Here is a 24,879-nt window from a genome sequence, read left to right on the forward strand (position 1 = left end):
GTCCTCAGCCCAGCTGTTTGTCCACGAAACACCAGCGCCACGTCTCACCTGGTTCGAAGCTGCGCATCACCGGGTGGCGGCTGTCATGGAAGTGCAGCGTCGCGTGCTTGCGCGGCGAGGAGTCGCAGCACGCGACGTTGCCGCATTTGACACACATGCGCAGGTGCACCCAGGTCGTCCCTTCCTCGATGCAGGCCGGGCACACGTCCACCGCGCTCGGTTGGACGTCGCGCCACGGGTGCGCCAGGTGCTTGCACGAACGCGCCGTGATCGCCGGCGTGCTCAGCTCCCGCTCGACCTCCAGCGCCGACTCCTCGACCCGGTCGAGCATCGACTCCTCGATGTCGAGCCGGGCCAGCACGCGGCGCAGCACGGTGTCGTCGGCCGTGCCGTTGTCGCGCGCCAGCAGGAACTGCTCGCGATCGACCTCCATCAGCTGCAGGCGCAGCCGCCGGTAGGCGTCGCTGGGGGTCTCGGCGAGCGCGCTCTGGCGGCCGAGCTGCTCCCACGCCGAGTTGGCGCGATAGGTGAGGCGGTCGCGCAGCCGTTCGAGGATCTCCGGCGGGTCATCCGGGGTGGTGATCTCGTCGAGCTTCGCGAGCGCGGCCCGGGTCATGTCGTTGACCACGGCGGCTTCCTGCAGCGCGTCCTCGGCCGGGTCGGGCCGGGGCAGGCGCAGGCGCCGGATCAACGGCGGCAGCGTCATGCCCTGTACCACGAGGGTGCCGGCCACGACGACGAACGCCGCCAGTACCAGCACCGCGCGCTGCGGAGTGTCGGCCGGCAGCACGAAGGCCGCCGCGAGCGTGACCACGCCGCGCATGCCGGCCCACGCGATCACCGTCGAGTAGCGCCAGGGCCAGATCTTCGCCTTCGTGGTGAACCGCGCGGTGATGCGCTTGTACACGCCGATGCCGATCAGCCACACCACGCGCGTCACGACCACCGTGCCCAGCACCGCGGCGCAGATCCCGACGAGCTCCCACACCGACAGCCCGGTCTTGGACACCTCGATGAGGATCCGCCGCAACTGCAGGCCGATCAGCAGGAAGACCATGTTCTCCAGGAGGAACTGCACCGTCTGCCAGTTGAGCCGCGACGCCAGCCGCGTGGAGCCGGACAGGATGCGGGGTGACTCGTGGCCCAGCATGAGGCCGCAGACCACCACGGCGAGCACACCCGAGCCGTGCACGACCTCGGCCACGAGGTAGGCGACGAACGGCACGGCGAACGACAGCGCCGTGTCCGTGACCGGTTCTTCCAGCCGTTTGCGCAGCTGCGTCGCGATCACGCCGATCAGCAGGCCGACCACGACCCCGCCGACCGCGGCGAGCAGGAAGTCGAGCCCGACTTGCCACAGGCTGATCGACCCGGCGATGGCCGCGATCGCGGTGCGCAGCGTGACCAGCGCGGCCGCGTCGTTGAAGAGGCTCTCGCCCTCCAGTAGCCGCACGAGCTTGCGCGGCATGCCGACCCGGCGCGCGACCACGCTCGCCGCCACCGCGTCGGGCGGCGCGACCACGGCGCCGAGCGCGATGCCCGCGGCCAGCGGCAGGCCCGGCACCACGGCCCAGGCGACCACCCCGACCCCGAACGCGGTGAATACGACCAGGCCGATCGACAGGGTCAGGATCGGCCCGCGCAGCTTGTTGAACGCGACCAGCGACGTCTGGATCGACGCCGAGTACAGCAGTGGAGGCAGCAGCCCGATCAGCACGACCTCGGGGTCGAGCTGGTAGTCGGGCACGCTGGGGACGAACGACGCCGCGACCCCCACCGCGACCAGACACAGGGGCGCCGACCAGTCCAGGCGCCGCGCGATGACCGTGACGACGAGAACCGTCACGACCAGCGCCACCAATTCCGCCGCGATGTGCACGGGGTAATCATGACTCGCGCCCGGCCTCGGGCGCTCGCGGGACACGGAACTCGCCGCTGGCGTGGTCACTAGGCTGGCCCGCGTGACGACGGTGGAGACGCGAGCCGGTGCGGTGCGTGGCGAAGTGCGCGACGGGGTCGGGTATTTCCTGGGCGTGCCCTACGCCGAGCCGCCCGTGGGTCCGCTGCGGTTCCGGCCGCCGCGACCGGTCGGCAGCTGGACCGGCGTCCGCGACGCGACGCGGTTCGCCGCGCGGGCCCCACAGCCGGAGGTGACCGGGCGCGGGTTCACCGGCGAGGAGGACTGCCTCCACGTCAACGTCTACGCGCCGGCCTCGCCCGGGCCGTACCCGGTGCTGGTGTGGATCCACGGCGGTGGCGGGGTCTTGGGCTCACCGCACCAGTTCGACGCGTCGGCCTACGCGCGCCGCGGCGTGGTCGTGGTGACCGTCGGCTATCGCCTCGGGGTGCTGGGCATGCTGCGGCTGCCCGGCGTGTCCGAGGGGAATCTTTCGCTGCACGACCAGGTGCTCGCGCTGGAGTGGGTGCGCGACAACGTGGCGGCGTTCGGCGGCGATCCGGAGCGGGTGACGCTCGCCGGGCAGTCGAACGGCGGGCGCACGGTCGGCACGCTGCTGGCCGTGCCGCGGACGCGGGGGCTCTTCCACCAGGCGATCGTGCAGAGCGGCACGGGCGTCGGCTCGGTCGTGCACACGCCGGCCGAGGGTGAGGCCGTGGCGGCGGCGCTGCTGGCCGACCTCGGCGTGTCCGCGGGTGAACTCGCCACGTTGCCGGTGACACGGATCCTCGAGGCACAGCAACGGGTCGCGGCCGCGTCGGGAAAACTCGTGACCTACCGCGTGATCGTGGACGGCGACCTGCTGCCCCGGTATCCGGGTGAAGCCGTGGCCGACGGCGCCGCCCGACACGTGCGGGTGCTCACCGGCACGACGGCCGACGAGCAGGACCTGTTCTCCTGGCTGCAGACCGGCCGCGCGAAGCTGCTGGGCACCGGCTCGACGATGCTCGACGACGAGACGATCGCCAAGGGCGTCGCCGCCTACCGCGAGCTGCTGCCCGGCTGGCCCGAGGACCAGCTGCGTAACCGCGTGCGGACGGCCGGCGACTGGTGGCGGCCCGCCATCCGGCTGGCCGAGGCGCAGCACGCCGCGGACGGCACCGCGTGGATGTACCGGCTCGACTGGCGGATCGCGCCGCGCGGCAAGGGGCTCGGCGCCGTGCACGGGCTCGACCTGCCGCTGATGTTCGACGACATCGGCAACAAGAACTGGCGCTTCCTGTTCGCGCTGGCGAAACCGGATCCGGCTCGGTTGCAGGCGATGGCGACCCAGATGTTCGACGTGTGGGTCCGCTTCGTCGCGACGGGCGACCCGGGCTGGGCACCGTACGAGCCCGGCGCGCGGATCACGCGGCTGTTCGACGACGTGAGCACGACCGTGTCCGATCCGGACGCCGGGCAACGCCGGCTGTGGGATGCCCTCTGAAACCGGGTCAGAGCGCAGGTTCAGCCGGCACTGACGTAGAACCACTGGCCCGCTTCGCGGACGAAGCGGCTGTTCTCGTGCAACGTGTCGTCGTGGCCGCGGAAGCGGTAGTGCGCGCGGAACTCGACGGTGCCCTCGTTCTGCAGCAGCCCGCCGCCGGTACCGCCGAGGATGTCGAGGCCGGTCCACTCCTGGCCGTCGTCGAGGCGCAGCCGCTTCGGGCGGGTGTCCGGGTGCCAGGTCGCCAGCAGGTACGCGGGATCGGCGACGGCGAACGCGCTGTAGCGCGAGCGCATCAGCAGCTCGGCGGTGGGCGCGGTCTGGCGGCTGTCGTGGAAGCGGCCGCAGCACTCGGCGTAGAGCTGGGGCAGGCCGCAGGGACAGCGTGGGTCAGCTGCCGGCACGCTTGACCCCGGCCTGGGCGGATTCCTGTGCGCCCTTCACGGCCAGCCGGTCGGCGCGCTCGTTCTCGGGCAGGCCGGCGTGGCCCTTGACCCACAGCCACTCGACCTCGTGGCGCTCGCCCGCGGAGTCGAGGCGCTGCCACAGGTCGGCGTTCTTCACGGGCTGCTTCGCCGCGGTCTGCCAGCCGTTCTTCTTCCACCGCGGCATCCACTGCGTCACGCCGTTGCGGACGTAGGTGCTGTCGGTGTAGATCCGCACGACCGACGGCCGCGTGAGACTCTCCAGCGCCTGGATCGGCGCCATGAGCTCCATGCGGTTGTTGGTGGTCACCGTGTCCGCGCCGCCGTAGAGCTCACGCTCGTGGCGGCCGTAGCGCAGGAAGGCGCCCCAGCCGCCAGGGCCGGGGTTGCCGCTGCATGCTCCGTCGGTGTAGATCTCCACGGCCTCTTCGCTCACGCAGCGACCCTACCGAGCGCGTCAGGAGAAGTGGCGGAGGCTCGGCCAGAGTGCCGACCAAGCGGCCGTGGTCCCGGTGCACAGGGCGACGGGGGTGCCCTCTCGTCGTTGTCGATCCCGGTGTCCTGCACGGCGACCTCGCGGCAGCCGGTGAACGCGCGGGCCGGGCGGTCGAACGCGCCGACGAGCACCACCGTCCCGTCCATCCGGTCGGGCGGCGGGCCCCAGTCGGCATACGACATGTGGCCGGAATAGGGCGCGGGCAAGTCGTGGGCCGCGCCGTAGTGCTCGATCGCGCTCGCTTCGCCGTAGTTGCTGGTGAAGACCACGGCGTTGGCCTTCTCGGGAACCTGCCGCCACGCGTCGGAGACGGTCGTGACGAACCCCGGCCAGCCGATCTGCTCGCCCTGTTCCTTGTTGAGCGCGAGCACCGGGCCGAGTGCTTGCGCCGGCACGATCGGCAGCCCGATGGCGAGGGAGACCGCCGCCCCGAGCCCGGCGGCGACCAGCCACCACCGCCTCGCCCGGTGGCGCGCGAACCACTCCAGCGCGGGCTGCACGCCGGCCGCGGTGAGCAGCATCAGCAGCGGCAGCGAGTAGTACGGCTTGCCGCCGAGCGCGAGCAGGACGACGCAGAGGATCGGGTACGCGAGGGAGAACGAGCGCAGCCGCGGCGTCTTCCACAGCCGCACGATCCCGGCGATCCACACGGGCACCAGCGCGGGGGACAGGTAGGCGATCTGCAGCGGGACGAACATCAGGCGGTTCTCGGCGCCGTCGTTCTCGCTGATGCCGCCGGCGAAGGTGACCATGGGCCAGCCGTTCCGGGCTTCCCAGACGAGCACGGGCGCGACCGCCGCGAGGGCGATGGCGGCGCCGGCCGCCAGCCACCACGTCCGGAACACCTTGCGGGGCCCCGTGATGCACACGGCGACGGCCAGCGCGAGGAGCAGCAGGGGCACGAGCCACTTGTTGAGCAGCCCGACGCCGGTCGCCGCGCCGATGGCGAGCCACCAGCGGCCGTCACCGGTCTTGAGCAGCCTGGCGGTGAACAGCCCCAGCACCGACCAGACGAGCATGTCGATCGTCGTGGTCGACAGCATGTGCGAGACGACGAGGACGTACCCCGACAGCGCCGTGACCACGGCGGTGATCACCTGGCCCGCGTACCCGGCCCCGAACTCCCGCGCGAGCAAGGCCAGGACGAGCGCGGTCGCCACCCCGGCCAGTGTCGCGACCACCCGCAGCCCGGGCGCGGTGTCCCCGAAGAGACTCGTCGCGAGCCTCGCCAACGCCGGCGTCAACGGCGGCTGGTCCACGTACCCCCACGCCAGCCTGTTCCCGGCGGCGACGTAGTAGAACTCGTCGCGGTGGAAGCCATACCCGCCCGACAGCACCGTGAGCACCGCGGTCTGCACCAGCACCACGATCCCGACCCCGCCCGCCGCGAACGGCGCCCTGGTCCTGGCGGCTGTCTCCGAAGCGGTTTCCCCCATGGCTTCCCCTCACCCGGCAGGGCGGATCGTAACGCTGCCGCGAGATCGACAGGGCCGACGTTTCCGACCCGAGACGTGCCGGGAGCGGGTCAGCGCGGCGACACGTCACGGATCGCCTGGACCACGGCGTCCGGCCGGAGCCAGGCGAGGCCCGAGTGCCCGGCATCGTCCAGGCGGCGGACTTCGGCCCGGGGGAGCGCGGTGGCCAGGTCGGTGTACAGCCGGTGCTTGGCCTGGTTGGACTCGACCAGCGAGGCACGCGCCTCGGGCGGTACCAGCTCCTCGGCGAACCGGTCGACCCCCATGGCGGACAAGAAGATCAGCGACACGTCGGGGTCGGGCCCCGCGGCGCGGACCTCGCCGAACAGCCGCGGCAGGTTCATCGGTTCCCGCAGCGACTGCCGATACCGCGCACGGCTGAACCCCTGGTCCAGCAGTGGTTCGCGGATCTCGGCGGGCCAGCCGGCGAGTGCCCGGCCGAACGTGGCCCGGTAGGCGGTCCGCATCGTGTCCAGCTGCTCGGGTGAGAACAGGTCCTCGGTACTGGAGTTCCGCAGCAGCCGCGCCTTCTCCGCCGGCAGGTAGCCGACGATGTTCTCGTGTGTCGGGTCGAGCAGGACCAGGCCCGCGACCTCGCCGGGGAACCGCTTTGCGTAGAGCCGCGCGTACAGGCCGCCGAGTGAATGCCCGACGAGCACGTACGGGCCGGGGACGGCCGCGCTGCGCAACAGCTCGCGCAGGTCGTCGGTGACCTGCGTGCCGCTGCGGGGGAGAACTGCCGAGTCGCTCCAGCCGGTGCCGAGCCGGTCGTAGAGCACGCTCGTCGTGAACTCCGCGACGAGGTTGTGGACGTTCCAGTAGTACAGGCCGAACATGCCGCCACCGGCCAGGAACACCACGGGCGGCCCACCGGTGCCGGATCGGTGCAGCAGCATCGCTCCGCCGGGGACCGCGTAGCGCGTCCCCAACGGGGCCCCGCTTCCCGTGTCGTTCGCCATGCCCTGTGCTTCTGTCGTCGTCGCCACTCGCCCGAAGATATCGGCGCCCGCATGATGGGACGCGGAACAACGCCCGCGGCGCGGCGTTATCACCGGCACGGGTCGACGGAAGGGGCAAGCATGACGGCGAGCACCAGGGACTTCACCCATGCCTGGTTGGACTGGAAGCTGCAGCGCGAGAAGGAGCTGGCCGACCCCTACGGCTGGCTGGCACTCGTGTCCCTCGACTGGCTGGAGGACGAGCCGCGCGGCTACGAGAACCTGCCCGGGAAGTGGTGGCAGGACGCGGAAGCCGCGTACGTCGACCCCGAAGGTGCCGACCTCGAGCACGAGGGCGAGAAGATCACCGGCGTCAAGCGGATCGAGCTGGTGAACAGCGGCGCCGGGACGCGGGTGACAGCCGGGGCCGTCGAGGTGGAGATCGCCAGGCGGTCGGGGTACCTCATCCGCGTGCACGATCCCGAGGCACCGGTGCTCAACGGGTTCCGGGGTGTGCCGGCGTATGAACCGGATGAGAAATGGGCCATCGCAGGGCGGTTCGAGGCGTTCGAAGAGCCGCGGCCGGTCACGGTGGGGGCGGTGGTCGAAGGGCTGTCGCACGTGTACACCGCGCCCGGCAAGGTCCGGTTCACCCACGAAGGCGCCGAGTACACCCTCACCGCCTTCAACGGGCGCGAAGGCGGCTTCACGATCCTCTTCACCGACGCGACCAGCGGCGTCACCACCTACGCCGCCAACCGGTCGCTCGCCGTGGACAAGCCGGACGAGCAGGGCCGCGTCACGCTGGACTTCACGAGGGCCCGCAACCTGCCCTGCGCGTTCACCGACTTCGCGACCTGCCCGCTGCCGCCCGAGGGCAACCGGCTCCCGTTCGCCGTGGAGGCGGGGGAGAAGCTGCCCTACGAGCGGCAGTAGACCTCACTCGCCGCGGAACTCGGGACGGCGCTTGGCGCGGAAGGCGGCCAGGCCTTCGGCGAAGTCCTTGGTGGCGAACAACGAAGACTGTCCGGCCCGCTCCAGCTCGAACGCGCCGTCGAGCTGGGCCAGCGACGAAGCGGCCAACGCCCGCTTCGTCTGCGCGAACGAAGCCGTGGGGCCCTCGGCGAGCTGCTTGGTGAGGCGCGCGACCTCCGCGTCGAAGTCGCCGTCCGCGACGACGTGGGAGATCATGCCCCACTCCAGGGCCTGCGGAGCCGGAATCCGCTCGGCCAGCATCGCCATCCGCGCCGCCCGTGCGCGGCCGATGGCGGCGGGCACCAGGGCGGTGGAACCGCCGTCGGGCATCAGGCCGACGTTGGCGAACGCCAGCAGGAAGTACGCCGACTCCCGCGCCACGCACAGGTCCGCGGCCAGCGCGAACGAGCAGCCCACGCCCACGGCCGGGCCGTTCACCGCGGCCACCACCGGCTTCGGGATGTCGCGGAACAGACGGGTGAGCCGGTTGGCGGCGTCGATCGTGCCGGTGTCCGGGTCGGCCTCGATGTCGCTGCCGGCGAGGTCGGCGCCGGCGCAGAAGGCGCGCCCGGCACCCGTCAGCACGACCACCCGCACGCTCGCGTCCGCCAGCGCCTCTTCCACGGCGTCGCCCGCGCGCACGAGCATCGCGGTGGTCACGGCGTTGAGCCGGTCGGGCCGGTCGAACTCGATGCGCAGCGCGGCACCGTCCTGCTCGATCTTCACTGGCACATCAACTGGCGCGGTCAAGGAAGGCCCCTTTCAGGCGAGTCCGGCGTGGTGGCTGACGTACGCTCGGGCGCGCGTCGGATCGTAGGTGCGGGCGATCTGCAGCTTCTCCGCCTCCAGCGAACCTTCCGCGTGCGTGGCGAGCACGGCCTGGTAGCCACCGTAGTCGCGAGCGGTGAGGTCGGCGATGAGGTTGAGCAGCCGCAGCCGTGGCTCGGCCGGCACCGCGGCCGCGTAGTACTTCTCCAGCACCGCGCGGATCTCCGGGTTCCCCAGTCCTCACCACCGGGGCCGGTGGCGAGCAGACCGCCGGCGAGGTCCATGAGCTTCGCCGCCGCGTCGTGAAAGCCGTGCGCGAAGGTGTACTTGGCCGTGTTCACCGCGACGGGGTCGGGCTGCTGGATGCCGTCCTGCCCGGGCCGCGACCGCAGCGCGGCCAGCTCCGCGAGCCCGCGCACGGTCTCGGCGTACGCGATGAGCTGCGTGATCTTGTCCTTCACGTGCCCGGCGCGTGCGATGCCGTTGTACTCGGCGATCAGCGACGCCGAACCCACCAGCAGGTCGAGCAGCGGCAGCTTGTAGTTGATCGCGGTGAACCGGTGGTAGTCCACGAACGCGATCGCCAGCGGTCCCGCCAGCTCCGGGCGCCGGTTCAGGAACACCCGATCCTTCGGCACCCGCACGTCGTCGAACACCGTGAGGCTTTCGAGCATCTTGTGCTTCGACGACAACGGGAACTCGAACTCGTTGCGTTCACCGGCGAGGTAGGGCGAGACGTAGATGTTCAGGCCGGGTGTGTCGATGGGGATGGCGAACGACACGGCGTAGTCCGCGTCGTCGGGACCCATCGCGCGCGTCGGCAGCACGATCAGCTCGTCGGCGTTGGCCGAGTACGACGTGTGGCACTTCGCGCCGCGCACGGTGATCGAGTCGGCGTCCTCGTCGACGATCCGCAGGTACAGGTCCGGGTCGGCCTGCTGGTGCGGCGCGAGCGAACGATCGCCCTTCACGTCCGTCTGCGCCACGGCCAGCGCCAGGTCGTCGCGGCACACGCGCTCGTGGAACGCCTTCGCGCGCTCCAGCTCCTCACCTCCGAGCGTGCGCAGCAGCGCGAACATCGCGTCGCTGCCCACCTCCTTGAGCACGATGATCCCGCCGCCCAGCCGGGAGACGGTTTCGATCAGCTCACCGCGTGCCCGCAGCTGTTCGGCCGAACGCGGCACGCGGTAGAACGCCGAGTACCCGTCGGCGACGGCCAGCTCGGGGTGCGACTGCGCGATGTCGAAGCAGTGCGCGGAGTGGTCCACCGCGAGTGTCAGCTCCGGGTGGTCTCCCACGCTGTCCACCCGCTGCCCTCGGTAGAACACGCGACGGCCGTCGCGCAGCCCGCCCCGGTACTCCTTCGCCGTGCGCAAACCCATGTGTCGCCAGCCTTCTGTGTCGGTGGGGTGGTCAGTTGCCCGTGGCGAGATCCCGGCCGATGATCTCCTTCATGATCTCGGTGGTACCGCCGTAGATCGTCTGGATGCGGGAGTCCACAAAGGCCCGGGCGACGGGGTACTCCAGCATGTAGCCGTAGCCGCCGTGCAGCTGCACACAGCGGTCGACCACGCGCTTCTGCAGCTCGCTGGCCCACCACTTGGCCTTCGCCGCGTCGACCGCGGTGAGCGTGCCGGCGTTGAGCTCGTGCACGCACGCGTCGAGGTACGCGGCCGTCACGTCGCGTTCGGTGGCGATCTCCGCGAGCACGAAGCGGGTGTTCTGGAAATCGCCGATCGGCCTGCCGAACGCCTTGCGGCTGAAGCAGTATTCGCGTGTTTCGGCGAACACCGCGTCGACGCTCGCGAGGCTGCCGACGGCGATCGACATGCGCTCGCGCGGCAGCCGTTCCATCAGGTGAGCGAACCCGCGGCCCTCGGTGCCGAGCAGGTTCGCCACCGGCACGCGCACGTCGGAGAAGAACAGCTCCGCGGTGTCCTGCGCCTGCAGGCCGACCTTGTCGAGCTTGCGCCCGCGTGTGAAACCCGGGGTGCCGTCCTCGACCACGATCAGGCTGAACCCGCGCGAACCCGCCGCCGGGTCGGTGCGGGCCACCACGATCACGAAGTCGGCGTTGATGCCGCTGGTGATGAACGTCTTCTGTCCATTGAGGACCCATTCGCCACCGTCGCGCACGGCCGTGGTGCACACGCCCTGAAGATCGCTGCCCGCGCCCGGCTCGGTCATCGCGATGGCACCGATCAGCTCGCCCGAGGCCATGCCCGGCAGCCACTTCCGGCGCTGCTCGTCGGTGCCCAGGTCCTGCACGTACGGGATGATGATGTCGTCCTGCAGCCCGAAACTCGAGTGCAGCGACGCCGCCCCGACCCGCGCCAGCTCCTCGGCCACGACCACGCGGTAGCGGTAGTCCGGCTGCCCGGCGCCGCCGTGCTCCTCCGGCACGGCCAGCCCGATCACGCCCTGCTTGCCGGCGGCGCGCCAGACCTCGCGGTCGATCAGCCGGTCGGCGTCCCAGCGCTCGAGGTTCGGCACGACCTCGCGCGCGGTGAACTCCCGGACCAGTTCGCGGTAGGCCTCGTGGTCGGCGGTGAAGAGCTGGCGTTGCACGGTGCCCCCTGCGTCGTCGGAAGTTATCTAACGATCGTTAAACACGCCCGTCGCTGTCAAGAGACCAGGGTCACTGTATATCTAACGATCGCTAAGTTACCTTCGGAGCCGGAACGCCAGTGCCGAACCGAACGAGGGAGTCCCGATGCTGCGCACGCGCTTCTGCGAGGTTTTCGGGGTGGCGCACCCCATCGTCCAAGGCGGCATGCAGTGGGTGGGCCGCGCGGAGCTCGTGGCCGCGGTCGCGAACGCGGGTGCGCTCGGGTTCCTCACCGCGCTCACGCAGCCGACGCCGGAGGACCTGGCGAAGGAGATCGTCCGCTGCCGGGAGCTCACGGACAAACCCTTCGGGGTGAACCTCACGATCCTGCCGTCGATCAACCCGCCGCCGTACGCCGAATACCGTGACGTGATCACCGGCTCCGGCGTGCCGGTCGTCGAGACGGCCGGGTTCAACCCCGCCGAGCACCTGCCCGCGTTCCGCGCGGCCGGGGTGAAGGTGCTGCACAAGTGCACCAGCGTCCGCCACGCGGTGAAGGCGCAGGCCCTCGGCGTGGACGGGGTTTCCATCGACGGCTTCGAGTGCGCCGGGCACCCCGGCGAGGACGACGTCCCGGGCCTGGTGCTGATCCCGGCCGCGGCCGAGCAGGTGACGATCCCGATGATCGCCTCCGGCGGGTTCGCCGACGGTCGTGGCCTCGTCGCCGCCCTCGCGCTCGGCGCCGACGGCGTCAACATGGGCACCCGCTTCCTCGCCACGGCCGAGGCGCCGGTGCACGACAACGTGAAGCAGCGCCTCGTCGAGGCGAGCGAGCGGGACACGGAGCTGATCTTCCGGTCGCTGCGCAACACCGCCCGGGTGGCGTCCAACGCCGCGAGCCGCGAGGTGGTCGGCATCCTCGCCGGTGGAGGTGGCTTCGACGACGTGCGCGACCTGGTGGCGGGCAGCCGCGGCCGCAAGGTGTACGAGACCGGCGACGTCGACCTCGGCATCTGGTCCGCGGGTGTGGTGCAGGGACTCGTCCACGACGTGCCGACGGTGGCGGAGCTGGTCTCCCGCATCGTCGCCGAGGCACACGAGATCATCGCCGGCCGCCTGGCCGGCGTGCTGGCCTGAGGAGGACACGGATGGACATCGCGAACACGGTCGCGCTCGTGACCGGCGGGGCGTCGGGGCTGGGCCTGGCCACCGCGAAGGAGCTGCACAAGCGCGGCGCGAAGGTCGTCGTGGTCGATCTGCCCACTTCGGACGGTGCCGCGGTCGCCGCGGAGCTGGCCGGCGTGTTCGCCCCGGCCGACGTGACGAGCGAGGCCGACGTGCGGGCCGCCGTCGACGCCGCCGCGTCGCTGGGCGACCTGCGGGTGGTCGTGAACTGCGCGGGCATCGGCAACGCGGTGAAGACCGTCGGGAAGAAGGGCGCGTTCCCGCTGGACGCGTTCACGAAGGTGGTGTCGGTCAACCTGATCGGCACGTTCAACGTGCTCCGGCTGGCCGCCGAACGGGTGGCGCAGACCGAGCCGGTGGACGAGGAACGCGGTGTCATCGTGAACACCGCGTCCGTCGCGGCGTTCGACGGTCAGGTCGGGCAGGCCGCGTACTCGGCGTCGAAGGGCGGCATCGTCGGCATGACCCTGCCGATCGCCCGCGACCTGGCGAGCCTCAAGATCCGCGTGATGACCATCGCGCCGGGGCTGTTCCGCACGCCGCTGTTCGCCACATTGCCCGACGAGGCCATCGATTCGCTCGGTGCGCAGGTGCCGCACCCGTCCCGGCTGGGTGATCCGGCGGAGTACGCGGCGTTGGCCTGTCACATCGTGGAGAACCCGATGCTCAACGGCGAGACCATCCGGCTCGACGGCGCCATCCGCATGGCCCCGCGCTGAGCCTAGACTCGGCGGGGAAGCTTCCGGACTCGATGGGTGGAACATGGTGCGTGCGCGGGAGGCGGTGGCCTCTACTCCGGCGGCCTCTGCCTCGGTCTCGATCGAGCTCGAGCCGGGGTCCGACTGGCGGCACTACGACGAGCTGGAGCTGACGCCCCTGCTCGCCGCCGCGCTCGACGCGTTCTACGAGCACGGTTTCCACGGCACCTCGGTGCGCGACATCGTCCGCCGGGTCGGGCAGACCGTGCCCTCGCTGTACTACCACCACGACAGCAAGGAAGGCGCCTTCGCCGCGTTGCTCGACCTGGGCACCGGCGAAGCCGTCAGCCGCGTCAACGCGGCGGCGGCCGACGCGGCCGGCCCGCGTGAGCAGCTGGTCAACGTCGTCGAGGCCGTGGTGCTGCACATGACGCACCGCACGCGGCTGGCGGCGCTGGACCTCGAGCTGCGGCACCTCTCCCCGGACTCGCGCAAGCGCTACGCCGCGCGCCGCAAGGAGATCGAGACCGTCCTGACCGGGATCATCGAGGACGGCGCGCGCGAGGGGGTGTTCACCGTGGCCCACCCCGAGGAGACCGTGCGGGCCGTGCTGGGCATGTGCCAGTCGATCGCGCGCTGGTACCAGCCCGGTGGCCCGCTGAAGCCCGAAGCGCTCGCCGAGCGGTACGTGGACCTCGTGCTGCGCACGGTCGGCGCGCGGCCGGTGAAGCGCAAGCGCTGAGGCGCGTCACGGACGCGGCGCCGGCTCCAGGTACAGGGTGCGCCAGATGACCTCGGTCATGGAGTCGGCCAGCGCGTCGTCCTCGGACTCCGGGGTGAAGCGCAGCGTCTGGTGGCACGTGCGCTCGACCATCCACGTGAGCGCGGAAGCCGTGGCGCGCACCGGCATCGGGGTGATCGTGCCCGCGGCCTGACCCCGTTCGATGATCGCCGCGATGGCGTCGACGAGGCCCTCCATGATGCCGCGGTAGAGCTCGTCGACCTCGGAGTCGTAGGCCGCCATCTCGATCACCGCGTAGAGCACCGAACGGTGGTTGCGGTAGCGAGCGATGATCTCCGTGACCGACGCCCGCAGGTCCTCCGGGTCGCGCGCGTCGGCGCTGTTCCACCAGCGTTGCGCGGCTTCGGTGAGGTCGGCGAACACGTGCTGCGCGAACAGCCGCAGCAGCTGGCCCTTGTCCTCGAAGTAGACGTAGAAGGTGGCGCGCGAGATGCCGCCTTCGGACGCCAGGCGGTCGACGCTCAGCTCGGTGAACGTGAGTCCCTCGCCCATGAGGCGCTCGGTCGCCTCCAGCAACTGGCGGCTGAGCGTCTCCCGGCGCTGCTGCTTGCGAGCAGTCTGGGGCTTGCGGGTCACCGACGGCATCCAGCCTCCTTGTCCTCGCAGTCACCCTACCGGCTCGGCGCTCGAATTGACTGGACAGAGAATCTAGACATACTGTCTTGACAACATGTGAGCTGGACCATACGCTCAACTTAACGAACGCTAGATAGCTCTCCCGAGGTCACAGCCGACCGTTCGGGCGCCCGCGGCGCACCGGTCGGCTCCCCGTCCGGTTCCCCTGCCAGGAGCGCCCATGTACCCCGGTGTTCACGCCGAGCAGTTCCCCGACAAGCCCGCCGTCGTCGTGGCGGGCGGCGAGGTGCTCACGTACGGGCAGCTGGAGGAGCGTTCGGCGCGGCTGGCGCGCTACCTGCACGACGCGGGGCTGCGCCGCGGCGACCACATCGCGCTCCTTTCGGGAAATGACCCGAAAGTGTTCGAGGTCTACTGGGCCGCGCTGCGCTCGGGTCTCTACATCACGGCCGTGAACCGGCACCTTTCGCCGGCCGAGGTCGCCTACATCGTCGACGACTGCGGTGCGGAGGCGCTGATCGTGTCCGCCGGGCTCGCCGCCGTGGCCGAGGCCGTGGTCGGGGACACGCCGAAGGTGCGCATCCGCCTGGCGTACCGGGGAAGCGTGCCCGGCCACGAGTCCTATGAGGACGCGCTGGCGGGCACGTCGGCCGAGCCGCTGCCGGAGCAGCCGCGCGGTATGGACATGCTCTACTCTTCCGGCACCACCGGCCGGCCGAAGGGGATCAAGCCGCCGCTGCCCGAGCGCCGGGTCGACGAGCCGGGCGACGTCTACACCGCGGTTTTCGGGACCCTGTACGGGTTCGGCCCCGACACGGTCTACCTCTCGCCCGCGCCGGTCTACCACGCGGCGCCGCTGCGCTTCGGCGGTGTGGTGCAGGCGCTGGGCGGCACGGTGGTGCTGATGGAGAAGTTCGACGCGGAGCAAGCGCTTTCTGCGATCGAGACCCACCACGTGACGCACAGCCAGTGGGTACCGACGATGTTCGTCCGCATGCTCAAGCTCCCCGAGGCCACGCGCGCGAGGTACGACCTGTCGAGCCAGCGCGTGGCCGTCCACGCCGCGGCGCCGTGCCCGGTCGACGTCAAGCGGGCCATGATCGACTGGTGGGGCCCGGTCCTGCACGAGTACTACTCGTCCACCGAGGGCAGCGGCATCACGTTCATCGACAGCGAGCAGTGGCTGCGCAAGCCCGGCTCGGTCGGGCCCGCCGGCGTCGGCGTGATCCGCATCTGCGGCGAGGACGGCGAAGAGCTGCCGGCGGGCGGCATCGGCACCGTCTACTTCGAACGCGACGCGCTGCCGTTCGCCTACCACAACGACCCGGGCAAGACCGCCAAGGCGCAGCACCCGGCGCACCCGACGTGGACCACCACCGGCGACGTCGGGTACGTCGACGAGGACGGTTTCCTGTTCCTCACCGACCGCAAGGCCTTCATGATCATCTCCGGCGGGGTGAACATCTACCCGCAGGAGATCGAGAACGCGCTGACGCTGCACCCGAAAGTGCTCGACGTCGCCGTGGTCGGCGTGCCCGACCCGGAGATGGGCGAGGCGGTGCAGGCGTTCGTCGAACCCGCGGGCGAGGCGGGGCCCGGCCTCGGCGACGAGCTGCGCGAATACCTGCGCGAGCGCATCGCGCACTACAAGGTCCCCCGGGCGTTCACCTTCGTGGACCGGCTGCCCCGCACTCCCACCGGGAAGCTCGTCAAGGGCGAGCTCACCCGCTGACCGACCACTTCGGACCCACCAGGAGCGAGAAGATCATGCAGATCAAGGCCGCGGTGCTGCGCGCCGCCGACGGGCCCTACCGGATCGAGGACGTCGAGCTGCCCGCGCCGGGCGCGGGCCAGGTGCTGGTGCGCATCGCCGGCGCCGGGCTGTGCCACACGGACCTGCTGCCGCGCGCGCCCGGGTTCCTGGCCGCGCCGCCGATCATCACCGGACACGAGGGTTCGGGTGTCGTCGAGGCCGTGGGCGCCGACGTCACGAGCCTGGCGCCGGGTGACCACGTGGTGCTGTCGTTCGACTTCTGCGGCCACTGCGCCAACTGCGTCGCCGGGCACCCGTCGTACTGCGAGACGTTCTTCCCGCGCAACCTCACCGGCCACGACCCGGACGGCGAGCAGCCGGTGCTCGACGCCGCCGGTGAAGCCGTGGCGGCCCGGTGGTTCGGGCAGTCGTCGTTCGCCTCGCACTCGGTCGTCGCGGCGCGCAACGCAGTAAAGGTCGATCCGGAGCTGCCGCTGGAGCTGCTCGGCCCGCTCGGCTGCGGCATCCAGACCGGCGCGGCGTCGGTGTTCAGCGCGCTCGGCGTGGAGCCCGGCACGAGTTTCGTCGTGTTCGGCGCGGGCGGCGTGGGCCTGTCCGCGGTGATGGCGGCGCGGGTGGCCGGTGCTGCGCGGATCGTCGCCGTGGACCTCAACCCGCGCCGGCTGGAGCTGGCGAAGGAGCTCGGTGCCACGCACACCGTCGACGGCGCCGCGGCCGACCTGGTCGAGCAGCTGCTGGCGGCCACGGGCGGCGCTCAGTACACCTTGGACACCACCGGCGTGCCCTCGGTGATCACCACGGCGATCGCGGTGCTGCGCCCTACCGGAACCTGCGGGCTCGTCGGCGTGCAGCAGGGCGACCTGGTGCTCGACCCGACGGCGCTCGCCGTGGGCCGCAACGTGATGGGAATCCTCGAAGGCGACGCCGTGCCGCAGGTGATGATCCCGCGGCTGATCGAGCTGTGGCGCCAGGGCCGGTTCCCGTTCGACCGGCTGGTGGAGACGTTCCCGTTCGAGGAGATCAACGAAGCCGAGCAGGCAAGCCTGAAGGGCGAGGTCGTGAAGCCCGTCCTGGTTCCCTCCGCGCGGAAGGAGTGAGCACGTGAAGATCGTCGTGGACCGCGCCCGCTGCACCGGGCTGGGCATCTGCGAGTCGTTCGCGCCCGAGGTGTTCGAGGTGGACGACAACGGTGACCTGGTCCTGTCGTCCGAGACCGTGCCCGACGGGCTGGAGTCCGAAGTGGAGCAAGCGGTGACGGGCTGCCCGACCGAGGCCCTGAGGCTTGAGCAGTGACCCGTCTCGTCGTCGTCGGTGCTTCCTTGGCCGGGTTGCGGGCCGTGGAGGGCGCGCGCAAGGCCGGGTTCACCGGGACCGTGACGCTCGTCGGCGCGGAGGAGCACCTGCCCTACGACCGGCCGCCGCTGTCGAAGGCGTTCCTCGACGGGCCGGTCGCCGCGCCGGTGTTCCGCGAGGAGCAGGTGCTGCGTGACGAGCTCGGCGTCGAGCTCGTGCTCGGCACCCGGGCGCACGCGCTGGACCCGGCCGAGCGCGTGGTGCACGCGGGCGGGAAGGAGATCCCGTACGACGGCCTCGTGATCGCCACCGGCGCGACCGCCCGGACCCTGCCCGGCACCAGCCACCTGGCCGGTGTGCACACGCTGCGCACCCTCGACGACGCGCTCGCCGTGCGCGCGGCCCTTGACACCGGCGCGCGCACGGTGGTGATCGGCGCCGGGTTCATCGGCTCGGAAATCGCCTCGGCGGCGCGCAAACGCGGCCTGCCGGTGACCGTGGTGGAGGCCGCGCCGACGCCGTTGATGCGGGCGATCGGCGCCATGGGGGAGCCGTGCTCGGCGCTGCACCGCGCGAACGGCACGGACCTGCGCTGCGGAGTCGCCGTGACCGGTGTCGAAGGCCACGGCCGCGTCGAACGCGTGCGGCTGGCCGACGGCACCACGCTGGACGCGGACCTGGTCGTGGTCGGCGCCGGCGCGGTCCCGGCCACGGACTGGCTGGCGGGCAGCGGCCTGACGCTGGAGGACGGCGTGGTGTGCGACGAGACGCTGGCCACCGGGCTGCCCGGCGTGTACGCGGCGGGGATGTCGCCCGGTGGGCCAACCCGGTGTTCGGCCGGGCCATGCGCCTGGAGCACTGGAGCAGCGCCGCGGAGCAGGGGGCCGCGGCGGGCGTCGGTGCGGCGGTGCCGGGGGCGGCCAAGCCGTACGAGACCGTGCCCTACTTCTGGTCCGACTGGTACGACACCCGCATCCAGTTCGCCGGCGTGCCCGACGCCGACGAGATCCAGGTGGTGCTCGGCGATCCGGACGAGGGCCGGTTCGTCGCGCTGTACCGCTCAGGCGAGCGCCTCGCCGGCGTGCTCGCGGTGAACAAACAACGGGAGATCATGAAGTTCCGGGCCCTCATCGCACGCCGCACCGACTGGTCCGGCGCGCTCGACTTCGCCGCCCGGCGGCGGGAACCCGTGTCCGAAGGAGTGCGCTGATGCACGAACACGAAGCCCTGTACATCGACGGCGCGTGGGTGCGCCCGGTGGGCGGTGCGACGCTCGCCGTGGTCTCGCCGGACACCGAGGAACGCATCGGCACGGTGCCGCTCGCCGGGGAGTCCGAAGTGGACGCCGCCGTCGCCGCCGCCGGTCGCGCGCTGCGGTCCGCGGAGTGGGGCGGGCTCACGCCGGAGGCGCGGTCCGGGCTGCTGATGGCGTTCGCCGAGGAGCTGGGCAAGAACGTGGCCCAGCGCGCCGAGCTCACCACGATCCAGAACGGCATGCCGATCACCGTCGCCACCGCGGCCGAGGGGGCCGGCCCGGTCGGGATCCTGCAGTACTACGCCGCGCTCGGGGCCGCGCCCGCCGAGGAGCGCCGGCCGCGCCTGGACGGCCAGGGCGTCACCGTGGTGCGCAAGGAGCCGGTCGGCGTGGTCGCGCTCGTGGTGCCGTGGAACTTCCCGCAGGTGCTCACGATGTTCAAGCTCGCGCCGGCCCTGGCCGCGGGCTGCGCCGTGGTGCTCAAGCCGTCGCCCGAGACCACTTTGGACGCGCTGGAGCTGGCGGCCACCGCCGAACGCGCGGGCTTGCCCGCGGGCGTGCTGAACGTGATCTCCGGCGGCGCGGACATCGGCGAGTACCTCGTGACGCACCCGGGCGTGCGGAAGGTCGCGTTCACCGGGTCCACGCCCGTCGGCCGGAAGATCGGCGAGGCGTGCGGCCGCCTGCTGCGTCCCGTCACGCTGGAACTGGGCGGGAAGTCGGCGGCGATCGTGCTCGACGACGCCGACCTGGCGGCCACCGTGCAGGGCCTGGCCACCGCGAGCCTGCTGAACAACGGCCAGACCTGCTACCTCTCCACGCGCATCCTCGCCCCGCGCTCGCGCCACGACGAGGTCGTCGCCGCGCTGTCCGGGCTGGCGTCCGCGCTGACCGTCGGCGACCCGCTCGACCCGGGCACGCACATCGGCCCGCTGGTCAGCGACAAGCAGCGACGCAAGGTCGAGGAGTACGTGGCGGTGGGTCGCGAGTCCGGCGCGACGCTGGCGGCCGGCGGCGGGCGTCCCGGCCGCGACCGCGGCTGGTACGTGCAGCCCACCGTGTTCGGCGGCGTCGACAACGGCAGCCGGATCGCGCGGGAGGAGATCTTCGGCCCGGTGCTCACGGTGATCCCGTACGGCGATGTCGACGAGGCGGTCTCGATCGCCAACGACTCCGACTACGGACTCGGCGGCACCATCTGGACCTCCGACGTGGAGAAGGGCCTGGATGTGGCGCGCCGCGTGGAGACCGGCAGCGTCGGCGTGAACTTCTACGACCTCGACCTGGGCGCCCCGTTCGGCGGCGTGAAGGCCAGCGGCGTCGGTCGCGAGCTCGGGCCCGAGGGCCTCGCCGCCTACCAGCAGCTCAAGTCCGTCTACTTGGGACAGGAGATTTCCGCATGACCGCCATCGTGACCCCGCAGCAGCGCGAGTACGACGAGATCGACCTTTCGTCGCGGGCCTTCTGGTCGACCCGCGCCGCCGACCGCGAGCGCAGTTTCGCCGCGCTGCGCCAGGAGCGTCCGGTGTCCTGGCACCGGCCGGTCGAGGACGCGCTGATGGAGGACCCCGAGGACCCCGGCTACTGGGCCGTGGTCCGCCACGCCGACATCGTCGAGGTGAGCCGCCGCAACGACGTGTTCGTGTCCGGCCAGGGCGTGATGTTCGAGAACATCCCCGAGGAGATGCTCGAGGCGTCGCAGTCGTTCCTGGCGATGGACCCGCCGCGGCACACGAAGATCCGCAAGCTCGTCAGTGCCGCGTTCACCCCGAAGCAGGTGCGCCGCATCGACGAGCAGATCAAGGCCAACGCCCGCGACATCGTGCGCGAGCTGGCCGAGGCGGGCAGCGGCGCCGACTTCGTGCGCCAGTGCTCCGGGCAGCTGCCGATCCGCACGTTGTCGGACATGGTCGGCATCCCCCAGGCCCACCGCGAGAGCGTGGCCCACGCCGCCGACGCGTCGGTGTCCTGGGCCGACCCGGTCTACCTCGCCGGGCGCGACCCGATCGACATGATCTTCGAGGCCCAGATGACGCTGCACGGCGTGGCGTTCGAGATGGCCGAGCACCGCCGCGCCCACCCGGCCGAGGACCTGATGACCAACCTCGTGCAGGCCGAAGTGGACGGTGAGCGCCTCACCGACGAGGAGATCGCGGCGTTCTTCGTGCTGCTGTCGGTGGCGGGCAACGACACCACGCGCCAGACCACCAGTCACACGCTGCGCGCGCTCACCGACTTCCCGGAGCAGCGCGAGTGGCTGATGGCCGACTTCGACGGCCGCATCGGCAGCGCGCTCGACGAGTTCGTCCGCTGGGCCTCCCCGGTGATGACCTTCCGCCGCACGGCTGTCGCGGACTTCGAGCTGGGCGGGCAGCAGATCAGCACCGGCGAGAAGGTGGTGATGTTCTACGCGTCCGGCAACTTCGACCCCGAGGTGTTCGACGAGCCGGGCCACTTCGATCTGAGCCGCAGCCCCAACCCACACGTGAGCTTCGGCGGGGGCGGCGCGCACTTCTGCCTCGGCAACCAGGTCGCCAAGGCCCAGCTGCGCGCCCTGTTCGGCGAGCTGCTGCGCACCCTGCCGGCCATTACCGCCGGCGAGCCCGACTACCTGGCCGGCAACTTCGTGCACGCCGTGCGCGCCATGCCCTGCTTCTTCTGAGACCACGTTCCCGAACAGACCGGAGGCCAGCATGCCCGCGTTCAGCAAGCCCGAAGAGATCTACCAGTACATCGGCGGCATCTTCGAAACCGCGTTCGCCGACGCCGACCTCGCCGCCAAGCTCGCCGGCACCGGACTGGTGCTGAAGATGGTGTGCACCAACCCCGAGTCCGCGCTGCTGATCGACACGCAGAACCGCCGCGTGACCGGCGACGCGTTCGACGCCCCGGCCGACGCGACCATGACGATGGACAGCGAGGTCGCCAACGGCTACTGGCAGGGCAAAGTGAACCTCACGTTCGCCATGGCCCGCGGCAAGGTCAAAGTGGACGGTCCCGTGTCGAAGCTGATCAAGCTCGCCCCGCTGTCGAAGAAACTCTTTCCCGTGTACGTGGAAAATCTGCGCGCCGACGGGCGCGAGGACCTGATCGTCGGCTGAGCCGGGAAGGGCGAGCACAACGGTGGGTGCGGAAGTCGTCGTCGAGGGCCTGACGAAGTCGTTCGGGCGCCAGACGATCCGGCGGGACGTGACCCTCACCCTGCCCCCGGGTGAGGTGTCCGTCCTGCTGGGTCCCTCTGGAACCGGGAAGTCGTTGTTCCTCAAGTCGCTGATCGGGCTGCTCAAGCCCGACCGCGGCCGCTGCGTGGTCGACGGCGTCGACGTGGTCACGTGCTCGGAGCACCGGCTCTACGAGGTGCGCAAGCTGTTCGGGTGCTGTTCCAGGACGGCGCGCTGTTCGGCTCCATGACCTTGTTCGACAACATCGCGTTCCCGCTGCGCGAGCACACCCGCAAGTCGGAGACGGAGATCCGGCGGATCGTGCGCGAGAAGCTGGAGCTCACGGGCGTGGCCGGCGCCGACCGCAAGCTGCCCGGTGAGATCTCCGGCGGCATGCGCAAACGCGCCGGCCTGGCCCGGGCGCTCGTGCTCGACCCCGAGATCCTGCTCGTCGACGAGCCCGACTCCGGCCTGGACCCGGTGCGCACCACCTACATCTCGCAGCTGTTCCTCGACGTCAACGCCCAGAGCGACGCGACGTTCCTCATCGTCACGCACAACATCAACCTCGCCCGGACCGTGCCCGACAACCTCGGCATGCTCTTCCGCCGCGAGCTGGTGCTGTTCGGCCCGCGCGAGGTGCTGCTGAGCAGTGAGGAGCCGGTGGTGCGCCAGTTCCTCAACGGCCGCATGGACGGCCCGATCGGCATGAGCGAGGAGAAGGACTCGGCGACCATGGCCGCGGAACGCGCGAAGTTCGCCGCCGGGCACCGCGACGGTGGCGTCGAAGAAGTCGCCGGGATCCCGCCGCAGATGCAGCTCGCGCCCGGGCTGCCGACGCGGCCGGGCGAGGCGCTGCGCAGGGACCGCGTGCTGCGGCTCCTGCCGACACTGCCGGAAGCGGCGCAGGACGGGATCCTCGCGTCGCTCACGCCGGAGGAACGCCGCCGCTACGGCGTGGACCGCCTGGATCGCGTGGACCACGGCCGCCACCGCGTCGAGGAGGTCTCGTGAGCACCGCGTGGACGTTTCCCGGCTCGCGCGCGTTCGGCCACACCGAGCGGATGTTCGCCCTCGGCCTGGACGTGCTGCGGCTCGGATCCTCGACAAGCTGATGCCGGTACTGCAGGCCGTGCAGCCGCAGAAGCTCTCGACCACGCTCAACGCGGTGTCCGACGCGCTCGACGGCCGTGGCGAGCAGCTCGGACAGACGCTCACTCGGCTCGGCGACTACGTGCGGCGGATCAACCCGTCGGTGCCCGACCTGACGGCCGACCTCGCCGCACTGCCAGGCGTCGCGGACACCTACGCCCACGCCGCGCCAGACCTGCTGCAGGCGTTGAGCGACCTCACCACGACGACGAAAACGATTGCGCAGCAACAGGACTCGTTGCGCTCGCTGTACTCCGACCTCACCACCACGGGGCTGAACCTGCGCGACTTCCCCGCCGCCAACAAGGACAACCTGATCCGCGTCACGAGCGATTCGCGCCCGACGCTGGACCTGCTGGAGCGCTACGCGCCCCCGAGTACCCGTGCCTGACGAAACAGCTCGCCGACTTCGGCCCGAAGCTCGACGACGTCTGGTGCGGCGCGAACGGCGACCACGAGGCGCTTGCCGGCAGTGTGCCGACCGATCAGCTGCGCACGGTCGTCGACGAGCTCGACAACACGCTGTCCGGCTCGGCCGCACCCGACCTGCGGCAGCTGCTGGACTCGACGGACACCTTCACCTCGGCCGCGCTCGACCACGTCCACGAAACTTCGCAGCTGCTGTCGAGCGCGCGCGTCGTGCTCGACACCCAGAACGCGCAGTCCGCGCAGATCAAGGACTTCTCCGCGAACCTGCGCGTGCTGGCCGCCCAGCTGAAGTCCTCCGACGGCGACCTCCGGCACCTCATCACGGCCGCCCCGCAGGCGGCGCAGCAGATCAACGCCGTCACCGAGACCGGCCCGCAGCTCAGCGTGCTGCTCGCGAACCTGCTGACCACGGCCGACGTCATCGCCCCCCGCCGCGACGGCATCGAGGACATCCTCGTCTCGTACCCGCAACTGATGACCCTCGCCAACACCGTCGTCCCCGGCGACGGCACCGCGCACTTGGGCCTGGTGCTCAACTTCTTCGACCCGTACGTCTGCACCCGCGGCTACGAGAACACAGTTCGAAGGCCGGCCGACCAGGTCTCCCAGACACCGGCGAACACCACGGCGTACTGCGCTCTACCGCCGGGGAGCCCGACTTCGGTGCGGGGTTCGCAGAACGCTCCTTACGGCGGGAAGCCGCCGGCGGTGCCGCCTCCCGCGGTTGCGTCTTCCGGCGGCGCTCCGGTGGGTGGCCTGCCTTTGCCGGGCCTGCTGGGCGTTCCGGCGCTTTCCGGTCCTACGTCGTTGGCCGGTTTGCTCGGCCTTTCCGGTGCGAAATGAGGATTCCCATGCGCCCTGCCTCGACTTCCGCCTCCGGTCCATTCCCGCTCGGCACTCCATTCCTGCTCGGCACTCCATTCCTGCTCGGCCCTGTGGCCATGCCCGGGCCGCGGCCTCGGCCGGCTCGCCCAGCTTGCCTCGCGTGAAATGAGGATTCCCATGCGCTTCTCCGCCCAACGGCCGGCCGCGACGGCCGCGGTGATCGCCGCCTTGGCCGCGGCCGGCACCGGCTGGTGGTGGGCCTCGGCGGCCCACAGCGACCCGGTCTCGATCGCCGCCGACCGTGAGGCGGCCGAGTCCGCGGGCGAAACCGCCGTCGCCACCCTGACGACCGCGAACTACACCACCGCGGACGCCGACCTGCGCAAGTGGGAGACGGTCACCACCGGCCCCCTGCTCGACCAGATCCGCGCGGGCCACGCCCAGGGCGTCACGGCCCTGCAGACCGCCAAGAGCACCACCACCGCCCGCGTCCTCGACGCCGCGCTGTCCCAGCTCGACCCGCAGGCCGGCACCGCGCAGCTCATGGCCGTCGTGGAAGTCACCGCGAGCCAGGGCGCCACCCCCGCGGCCGTCAAGCGCAACCGCTTCCAGGCGACCGTCACGCGGACCGCGGACGGCTGGAAGCTCTCGGCCGTCCAGCCGGTCACCGTCAGCCTCTGAGACTCCTTGCGAACGGATTTCCGTCATGGCCCTCACCCGC

23 protein-coding genes and 2 pseudogenes are annotated in these 24,879 nt (G+C 71.2%); 16 read left to right on the forward strand and 9 right to left on the reverse strand.

Going from position 1 to position 24,879, the window contains the following annotated elements:
- Nucleotides 1–4: 4 nt before the first annotated feature.
- Complete coding sequence (locus QRX50_RS27170; RefSeq protein WP_285965993.1) at nt 5–1,879, reverse strand: Na+/H+ antiporter; 1,875 nt, start codon at nt 1,877–1,879, stop codon at nt 5–7.
- Nucleotides 1,880–1,961: 82 nt separating this feature from the next.
- On the opposite strand from QRX50_RS27170, the gene QRX50_RS27175 reads away from it, so the two are divergent.
- The gene (locus QRX50_RS27175; protein ID WP_285965994.1) at nt 1,962–3,383 is read left to right on the forward strand and encodes a carboxylesterase/lipase family protein; all 1,422 of its coding nucleotides are present in this window, start codon (nt 1,962–1,964) and stop codon (nt 3,381–3,383) included.
- A 20-nt stretch (nt 3,384–3,403) separates the two neighbouring features.
- On the opposite strand, the gene QRX50_RS27180 is transcribed toward QRX50_RS27175, so the two are convergent.
- The 4 genes from QRX50_RS27180 to QRX50_RS27195 all read right to left on the reverse strand — a co-directional run bounded on the left by QRX50_RS27180 (nt 3,404) and on the right by QRX50_RS27195 (nt 6,765).
- Nucleotides 3,404–3,787, reverse strand: coding sequence for a YchJ family protein (locus QRX50_RS27180; protein ID WP_285965995.1), 384 nt, complete (start codon nt 3,785–3,787; stop codon nt 3,404–3,406).
- On the reverse strand, nt 3,774–4,244 hold the full coding sequence (gene rnhA / locus QRX50_RS27185) for a ribonuclease HI (protein WP_285965996.1): 471 nt from the start codon (nt 4,242–4,244) through the stop codon (nt 3,774–3,776). Before rnhA ends, QRX50_RS27180 begins: the two co-directional genes overlap by 14 nt.
- Nucleotides 4,241–5,740, reverse strand: coding sequence for a glycosyltransferase family 39 protein (locus tag QRX50_RS27190; RefSeq protein WP_285965997.1), 1,500 nt, complete (start codon nt 5,738–5,740; stop codon nt 4,241–4,243). The genes rnhA and QRX50_RS27190 overlap by 4 nt, the downstream gene beginning before the upstream one ends.
- Nucleotides 5,741–5,829: 89 nt before the next feature.
- Nucleotides 5,830–6,765, reverse strand: a complete 936-nt coding sequence (locus QRX50_RS27195) for an alpha/beta fold hydrolase (protein WP_285965998.1) — start codon at nt 6,763–6,765, stop codon at nt 5,830–5,832.
- Between the two features lie 93 nt (nt 6,766–6,858).
- Here QRX50_RS27195 and QRX50_RS27200 point away from each other — a divergent pair, with 93 nt between their 5' ends.
- Entirely contained in the window at nt 6,859–7,653 is a 795-nt protein-coding gene (locus QRX50_RS27200; RefSeq protein ID WP_285965999.1) for a DUF1684 domain-containing protein, read from the forward strand.
- A 3-nt stretch (nt 7,654–7,656) separates the two neighbouring features.
- Here the strand turns inward: QRX50_RS27200 and QRX50_RS27205 are convergent, their stop codons facing one another.
- Genes QRX50_RS27205 through QRX50_RS27215 form a run of 3 tightly spaced genes read right to left on the reverse strand, consistent with a single transcriptional unit; the run spans nt 7,657 to nt 11,028 of the window.
- Entirely contained in the window at nt 7,657–8,418 is a 762-nt protein-coding gene (locus QRX50_RS27205) for an enoyl-CoA hydratase-related protein (RefSeq protein ID WP_285966000.1), read from the reverse strand.
- 20 nt (nt 8,419–8,438) lie between these two features.
- Entirely contained in the window at nt 8,439–9,842 is a 1,404-nt protein-coding gene (locus QRX50_RS27210) for a 4-hydroxyphenylacetate 3-hydroxylase N-terminal domain-containing protein (protein ID WP_285966001.1), read from the reverse strand.
- Nucleotides 9,843–9,873: 31 nt separating this feature from the next.
- Nucleotides 9,874–11,028: an acyl-CoA dehydrogenase family protein gene (locus QRX50_RS27215; protein ID WP_285966002.1), complete on the reverse strand. Its 1,155-nt coding sequence runs from the start codon at nt 11,026–11,028 to the stop codon at nt 9,874–9,876.
- Nucleotides 11,029–11,173: 145 nt separating this feature from the next.
- Between QRX50_RS27215 and QRX50_RS27220 the strand changes: the two genes are divergently transcribed.
- The 3 genes from QRX50_RS27220 to QRX50_RS27230 are packed head-to-tail and all read left to right on the forward strand — an operon-like array spanning nt 11,174 to nt 13,633.
- Entirely contained in the window at nt 11,174–12,145 is a 972-nt protein-coding gene (locus QRX50_RS27220; RefSeq protein ID WP_285966003.1) for an NAD(P)H-dependent flavin oxidoreductase, read from the forward strand.
- A gap of 11 nt (nt 12,146–12,156) precedes the next feature.
- Nucleotides 12,157–12,912 carry a 3-hydroxyacyl-CoA dehydrogenase gene (locus tag QRX50_RS27225; protein ID WP_285966004.1) on the forward strand — a complete coding sequence of 252 codons (756 nt, stop codon included), beginning with the start codon at nt 12,157–12,159 and terminating at the stop codon, nt 12,910–12,912.
- Nucleotides 12,913–12,955: 43 nt separating this feature from the next.
- The gene (locus tag QRX50_RS27230) at nt 12,956–13,633 is read left to right on the forward strand and encodes a TetR/AcrR family transcriptional regulator (RefSeq protein ID WP_285966005.1); all 678 of its coding nucleotides are present in this window, start codon (nt 12,956–12,958) and stop codon (nt 13,631–13,633) included.
- A 6-nt stretch (nt 13,634–13,639) separates the two neighbouring features.
- On the opposite strand, the gene QRX50_RS27235 is transcribed toward QRX50_RS27230, so the two are convergent.
- Nucleotides 13,640–14,278: a TetR/AcrR family transcriptional regulator gene (locus QRX50_RS27235; protein WP_285966006.1), complete on the reverse strand. Its 639-nt coding sequence runs from the start codon at nt 14,276–14,278 to the stop codon at nt 13,640–13,642.
- Between the two features lie 211 nt (nt 14,279–14,489).
- Here QRX50_RS27235 and QRX50_RS27240 point away from each other — a divergent pair, with 211 nt between their 5' ends.
- From QRX50_RS27240 to QRX50_RS27290, 11 genes and pseudogenes are all read left to right on the forward strand, one after another.
- Nucleotides 14,490–16,001, forward strand: a complete 1,512-nt coding sequence (locus QRX50_RS27240) for an acyl-CoA synthetase (RefSeq protein WP_285966007.1) — start codon at nt 14,490–14,492, stop codon at nt 15,999–16,001.
- Nucleotides 16,002–16,036: 35 nt separating this feature from the next.
- Complete coding sequence (locus QRX50_RS27245; RefSeq protein WP_285966008.1) at nt 16,037–17,140, forward strand: NAD(P)-dependent alcohol dehydrogenase; 1,104 nt, start codon at nt 16,037–16,039, stop codon at nt 17,138–17,140.
- A 4-nt stretch (nt 17,141–17,144) separates the two neighbouring features.
- Entirely contained in the window at nt 17,145–17,336 is a 192-nt protein-coding gene (locus QRX50_RS27250; RefSeq protein ID WP_285966009.1) for a ferredoxin, read from the forward strand.
- Nucleotides 17,333–18,546, forward strand: a pseudogene (locus QRX50_RS27255) (NAD(P)/FAD-dependent oxidoreductase). Before QRX50_RS27250 ends, QRX50_RS27255 begins: the two are co-directional and overlap by 4 nt.
- On the forward strand, nt 18,546–19,994 hold the full coding sequence (locus tag QRX50_RS27260; protein WP_285966010.1) for an aldehyde dehydrogenase: 1,449 nt from the start codon (nt 18,546–18,548) through the stop codon (nt 19,992–19,994). The pseudogene QRX50_RS27255 and the gene QRX50_RS27260 overlap by 1 nt, the downstream one beginning before the upstream one ends.
- Nucleotides 19,991–21,253 carry a cytochrome P450 gene (locus tag QRX50_RS27265; protein ID WP_285966011.1) on the forward strand — a complete coding sequence of 421 codons (1,263 nt, stop codon included), beginning with the start codon at nt 19,991–19,993 and terminating at the stop codon, nt 21,251–21,253. Before QRX50_RS27260 ends, QRX50_RS27265 begins: the two co-directional genes overlap by 4 nt.
- Before the next feature lie 31 nt (nt 21,254–21,284).
- Entirely contained in the window at nt 21,285–21,692 is a 408-nt protein-coding gene (locus QRX50_RS27270; RefSeq protein WP_285966012.1) for an SCP2 sterol-binding domain-containing protein, read from the forward strand.
- Between the two features lie 22 nt (nt 21,693–21,714).
- A pseudogene (locus QRX50_RS27275) lies at nt 21,715–22,766 on the forward strand (ABC transporter ATP-binding protein).
- Nucleotides 22,767–22,866: 100 nt separating this feature from the next.
- On the forward strand, nt 22,867–23,295 hold the full coding sequence (locus QRX50_RS27280) for an MCE family protein (RefSeq protein ID WP_285966013.1): 429 nt from the start codon (nt 22,867–22,869) through the stop codon (nt 23,293–23,295).
- An 83-nt stretch (nt 23,296–23,378) separates the two neighbouring features.
- Nucleotides 23,379–24,176 carry an Mce/MlaD family protein gene (locus tag QRX50_RS27285; RefSeq protein ID WP_285966014.1) on the forward strand — a complete coding sequence of 266 codons (798 nt, stop codon included), beginning with the start codon at nt 23,379–23,381 and terminating at the stop codon, nt 24,174–24,176.
- Nucleotides 24,177–24,335: 159 nt separating this feature from the next.
- Nucleotides 24,336–24,839 (forward strand): hypothetical protein, encoded by a 504-nt coding sequence (locus tag QRX50_RS27290; protein WP_285966015.1) that lies wholly within the window; start codon nt 24,336–24,338, stop codon nt 24,837–24,839.
- Nucleotides 24,840–24,879: the final 40 nt, after the last annotated feature.

Origin of the sequence: Amycolatopsis sp. 2-15 (assembly GCF_030285625.1) — a bacterium.
In the GTDB taxonomy this organism is placed as follows: domain Bacteria; phylum Actinomycetota; class Actinomycetes; order Mycobacteriales; family Pseudonocardiaceae; genus Amycolatopsis; species Amycolatopsis carbonis.

Bases quoted from the DNA above. Each gene is read 5' to 3' on its own strand.
- QRX50_RS27190 (WP_285965997.1), bottom strand. From the start codon at position 5,740: ATGGGGGAAACCGCTTCGGAGACAGCCGCCAGGACCAGGGCGCCGTTC.
- QRX50_RS27200 (WP_285965999.1), top strand. From the start codon at position 6,859: ATGACGGCGAGCACCAGGGACTTCACCCATGCCTGGTTGGACTGGAAG.
- QRX50_RS27230 (WP_285966005.1), top strand. From the start codon at position 12,956: ATGGTGCGTGCGCGGGAGGCGGTGGCCTCTACTCCGGCGGCCTCTGCC.
- QRX50_RS27245 (WP_285966008.1), top strand. From the start codon at position 16,037: ATGCAGATCAAGGCCGCGGTGCTGCGCGCCGCCGACGGGCCCTACCGG.
- QRX50_RS27260 (WP_285966010.1), top strand. From the start codon at position 18,546: ATGCACGAACACGAAGCCCTGTACATCGACGGCGCGTGGGTGCGCCCG.
- QRX50_RS27280 (WP_285966013.1), top strand. From the start codon at position 22,867: ATGCCGGTACTGCAGGCCGTGCAGCCGCAGAAGCTCTCGACCACGCTC.
- QRX50_RS27220 (WP_285966003.1), top strand. From the start codon at position 11,174: ATGCTGCGCACGCGCTTCTGCGAGGTTTTCGGGGTGGCGCACCCCATC.
- QRX50_RS27235 (WP_285966006.1), bottom strand. From the start codon at position 14,278: ATGCCGTCGGTGACCCGCAAGCCCCAGACTGCTCGCAAGCAGCAGCGC.
- QRX50_RS27265 (WP_285966011.1), top strand. From the start codon at position 19,991: ATGACCGCCATCGTGACCCCGCAGCAGCGCGAGTACGACGAGATCGAC.
- QRX50_RS27290 (WP_285966015.1), top strand. From the start codon at position 24,336: ATGCGCTTCTCCGCCCAACGGCCGGCCGCGACGGCCGCGGTGATCGCC.
- QRX50_RS27240 (WP_285966007.1), top strand. From the start codon at position 14,490: ATGTACCCCGGTGTTCACGCCGAGCAGTTCCCCGACAAGCCCGCCGTC.
- QRX50_RS27225 (WP_285966004.1), top strand. From the start codon at position 12,157: ATGGACATCGCGAACACGGTCGCGCTCGTGACCGGCGGGGCGTCGGGG.
- QRX50_RS27270 (WP_285966012.1), top strand. From the start codon at position 21,285: ATGCCCGCGTTCAGCAAGCCCGAAGAGATCTACCAGTACATCGGCGGC.
- QRX50_RS27210 (WP_285966001.1), bottom strand. From the start codon at position 9,842: ATGGGTTTGCGCACGGCGAAGGAGTACCGGGGCGGGCTGCGCGACGGC.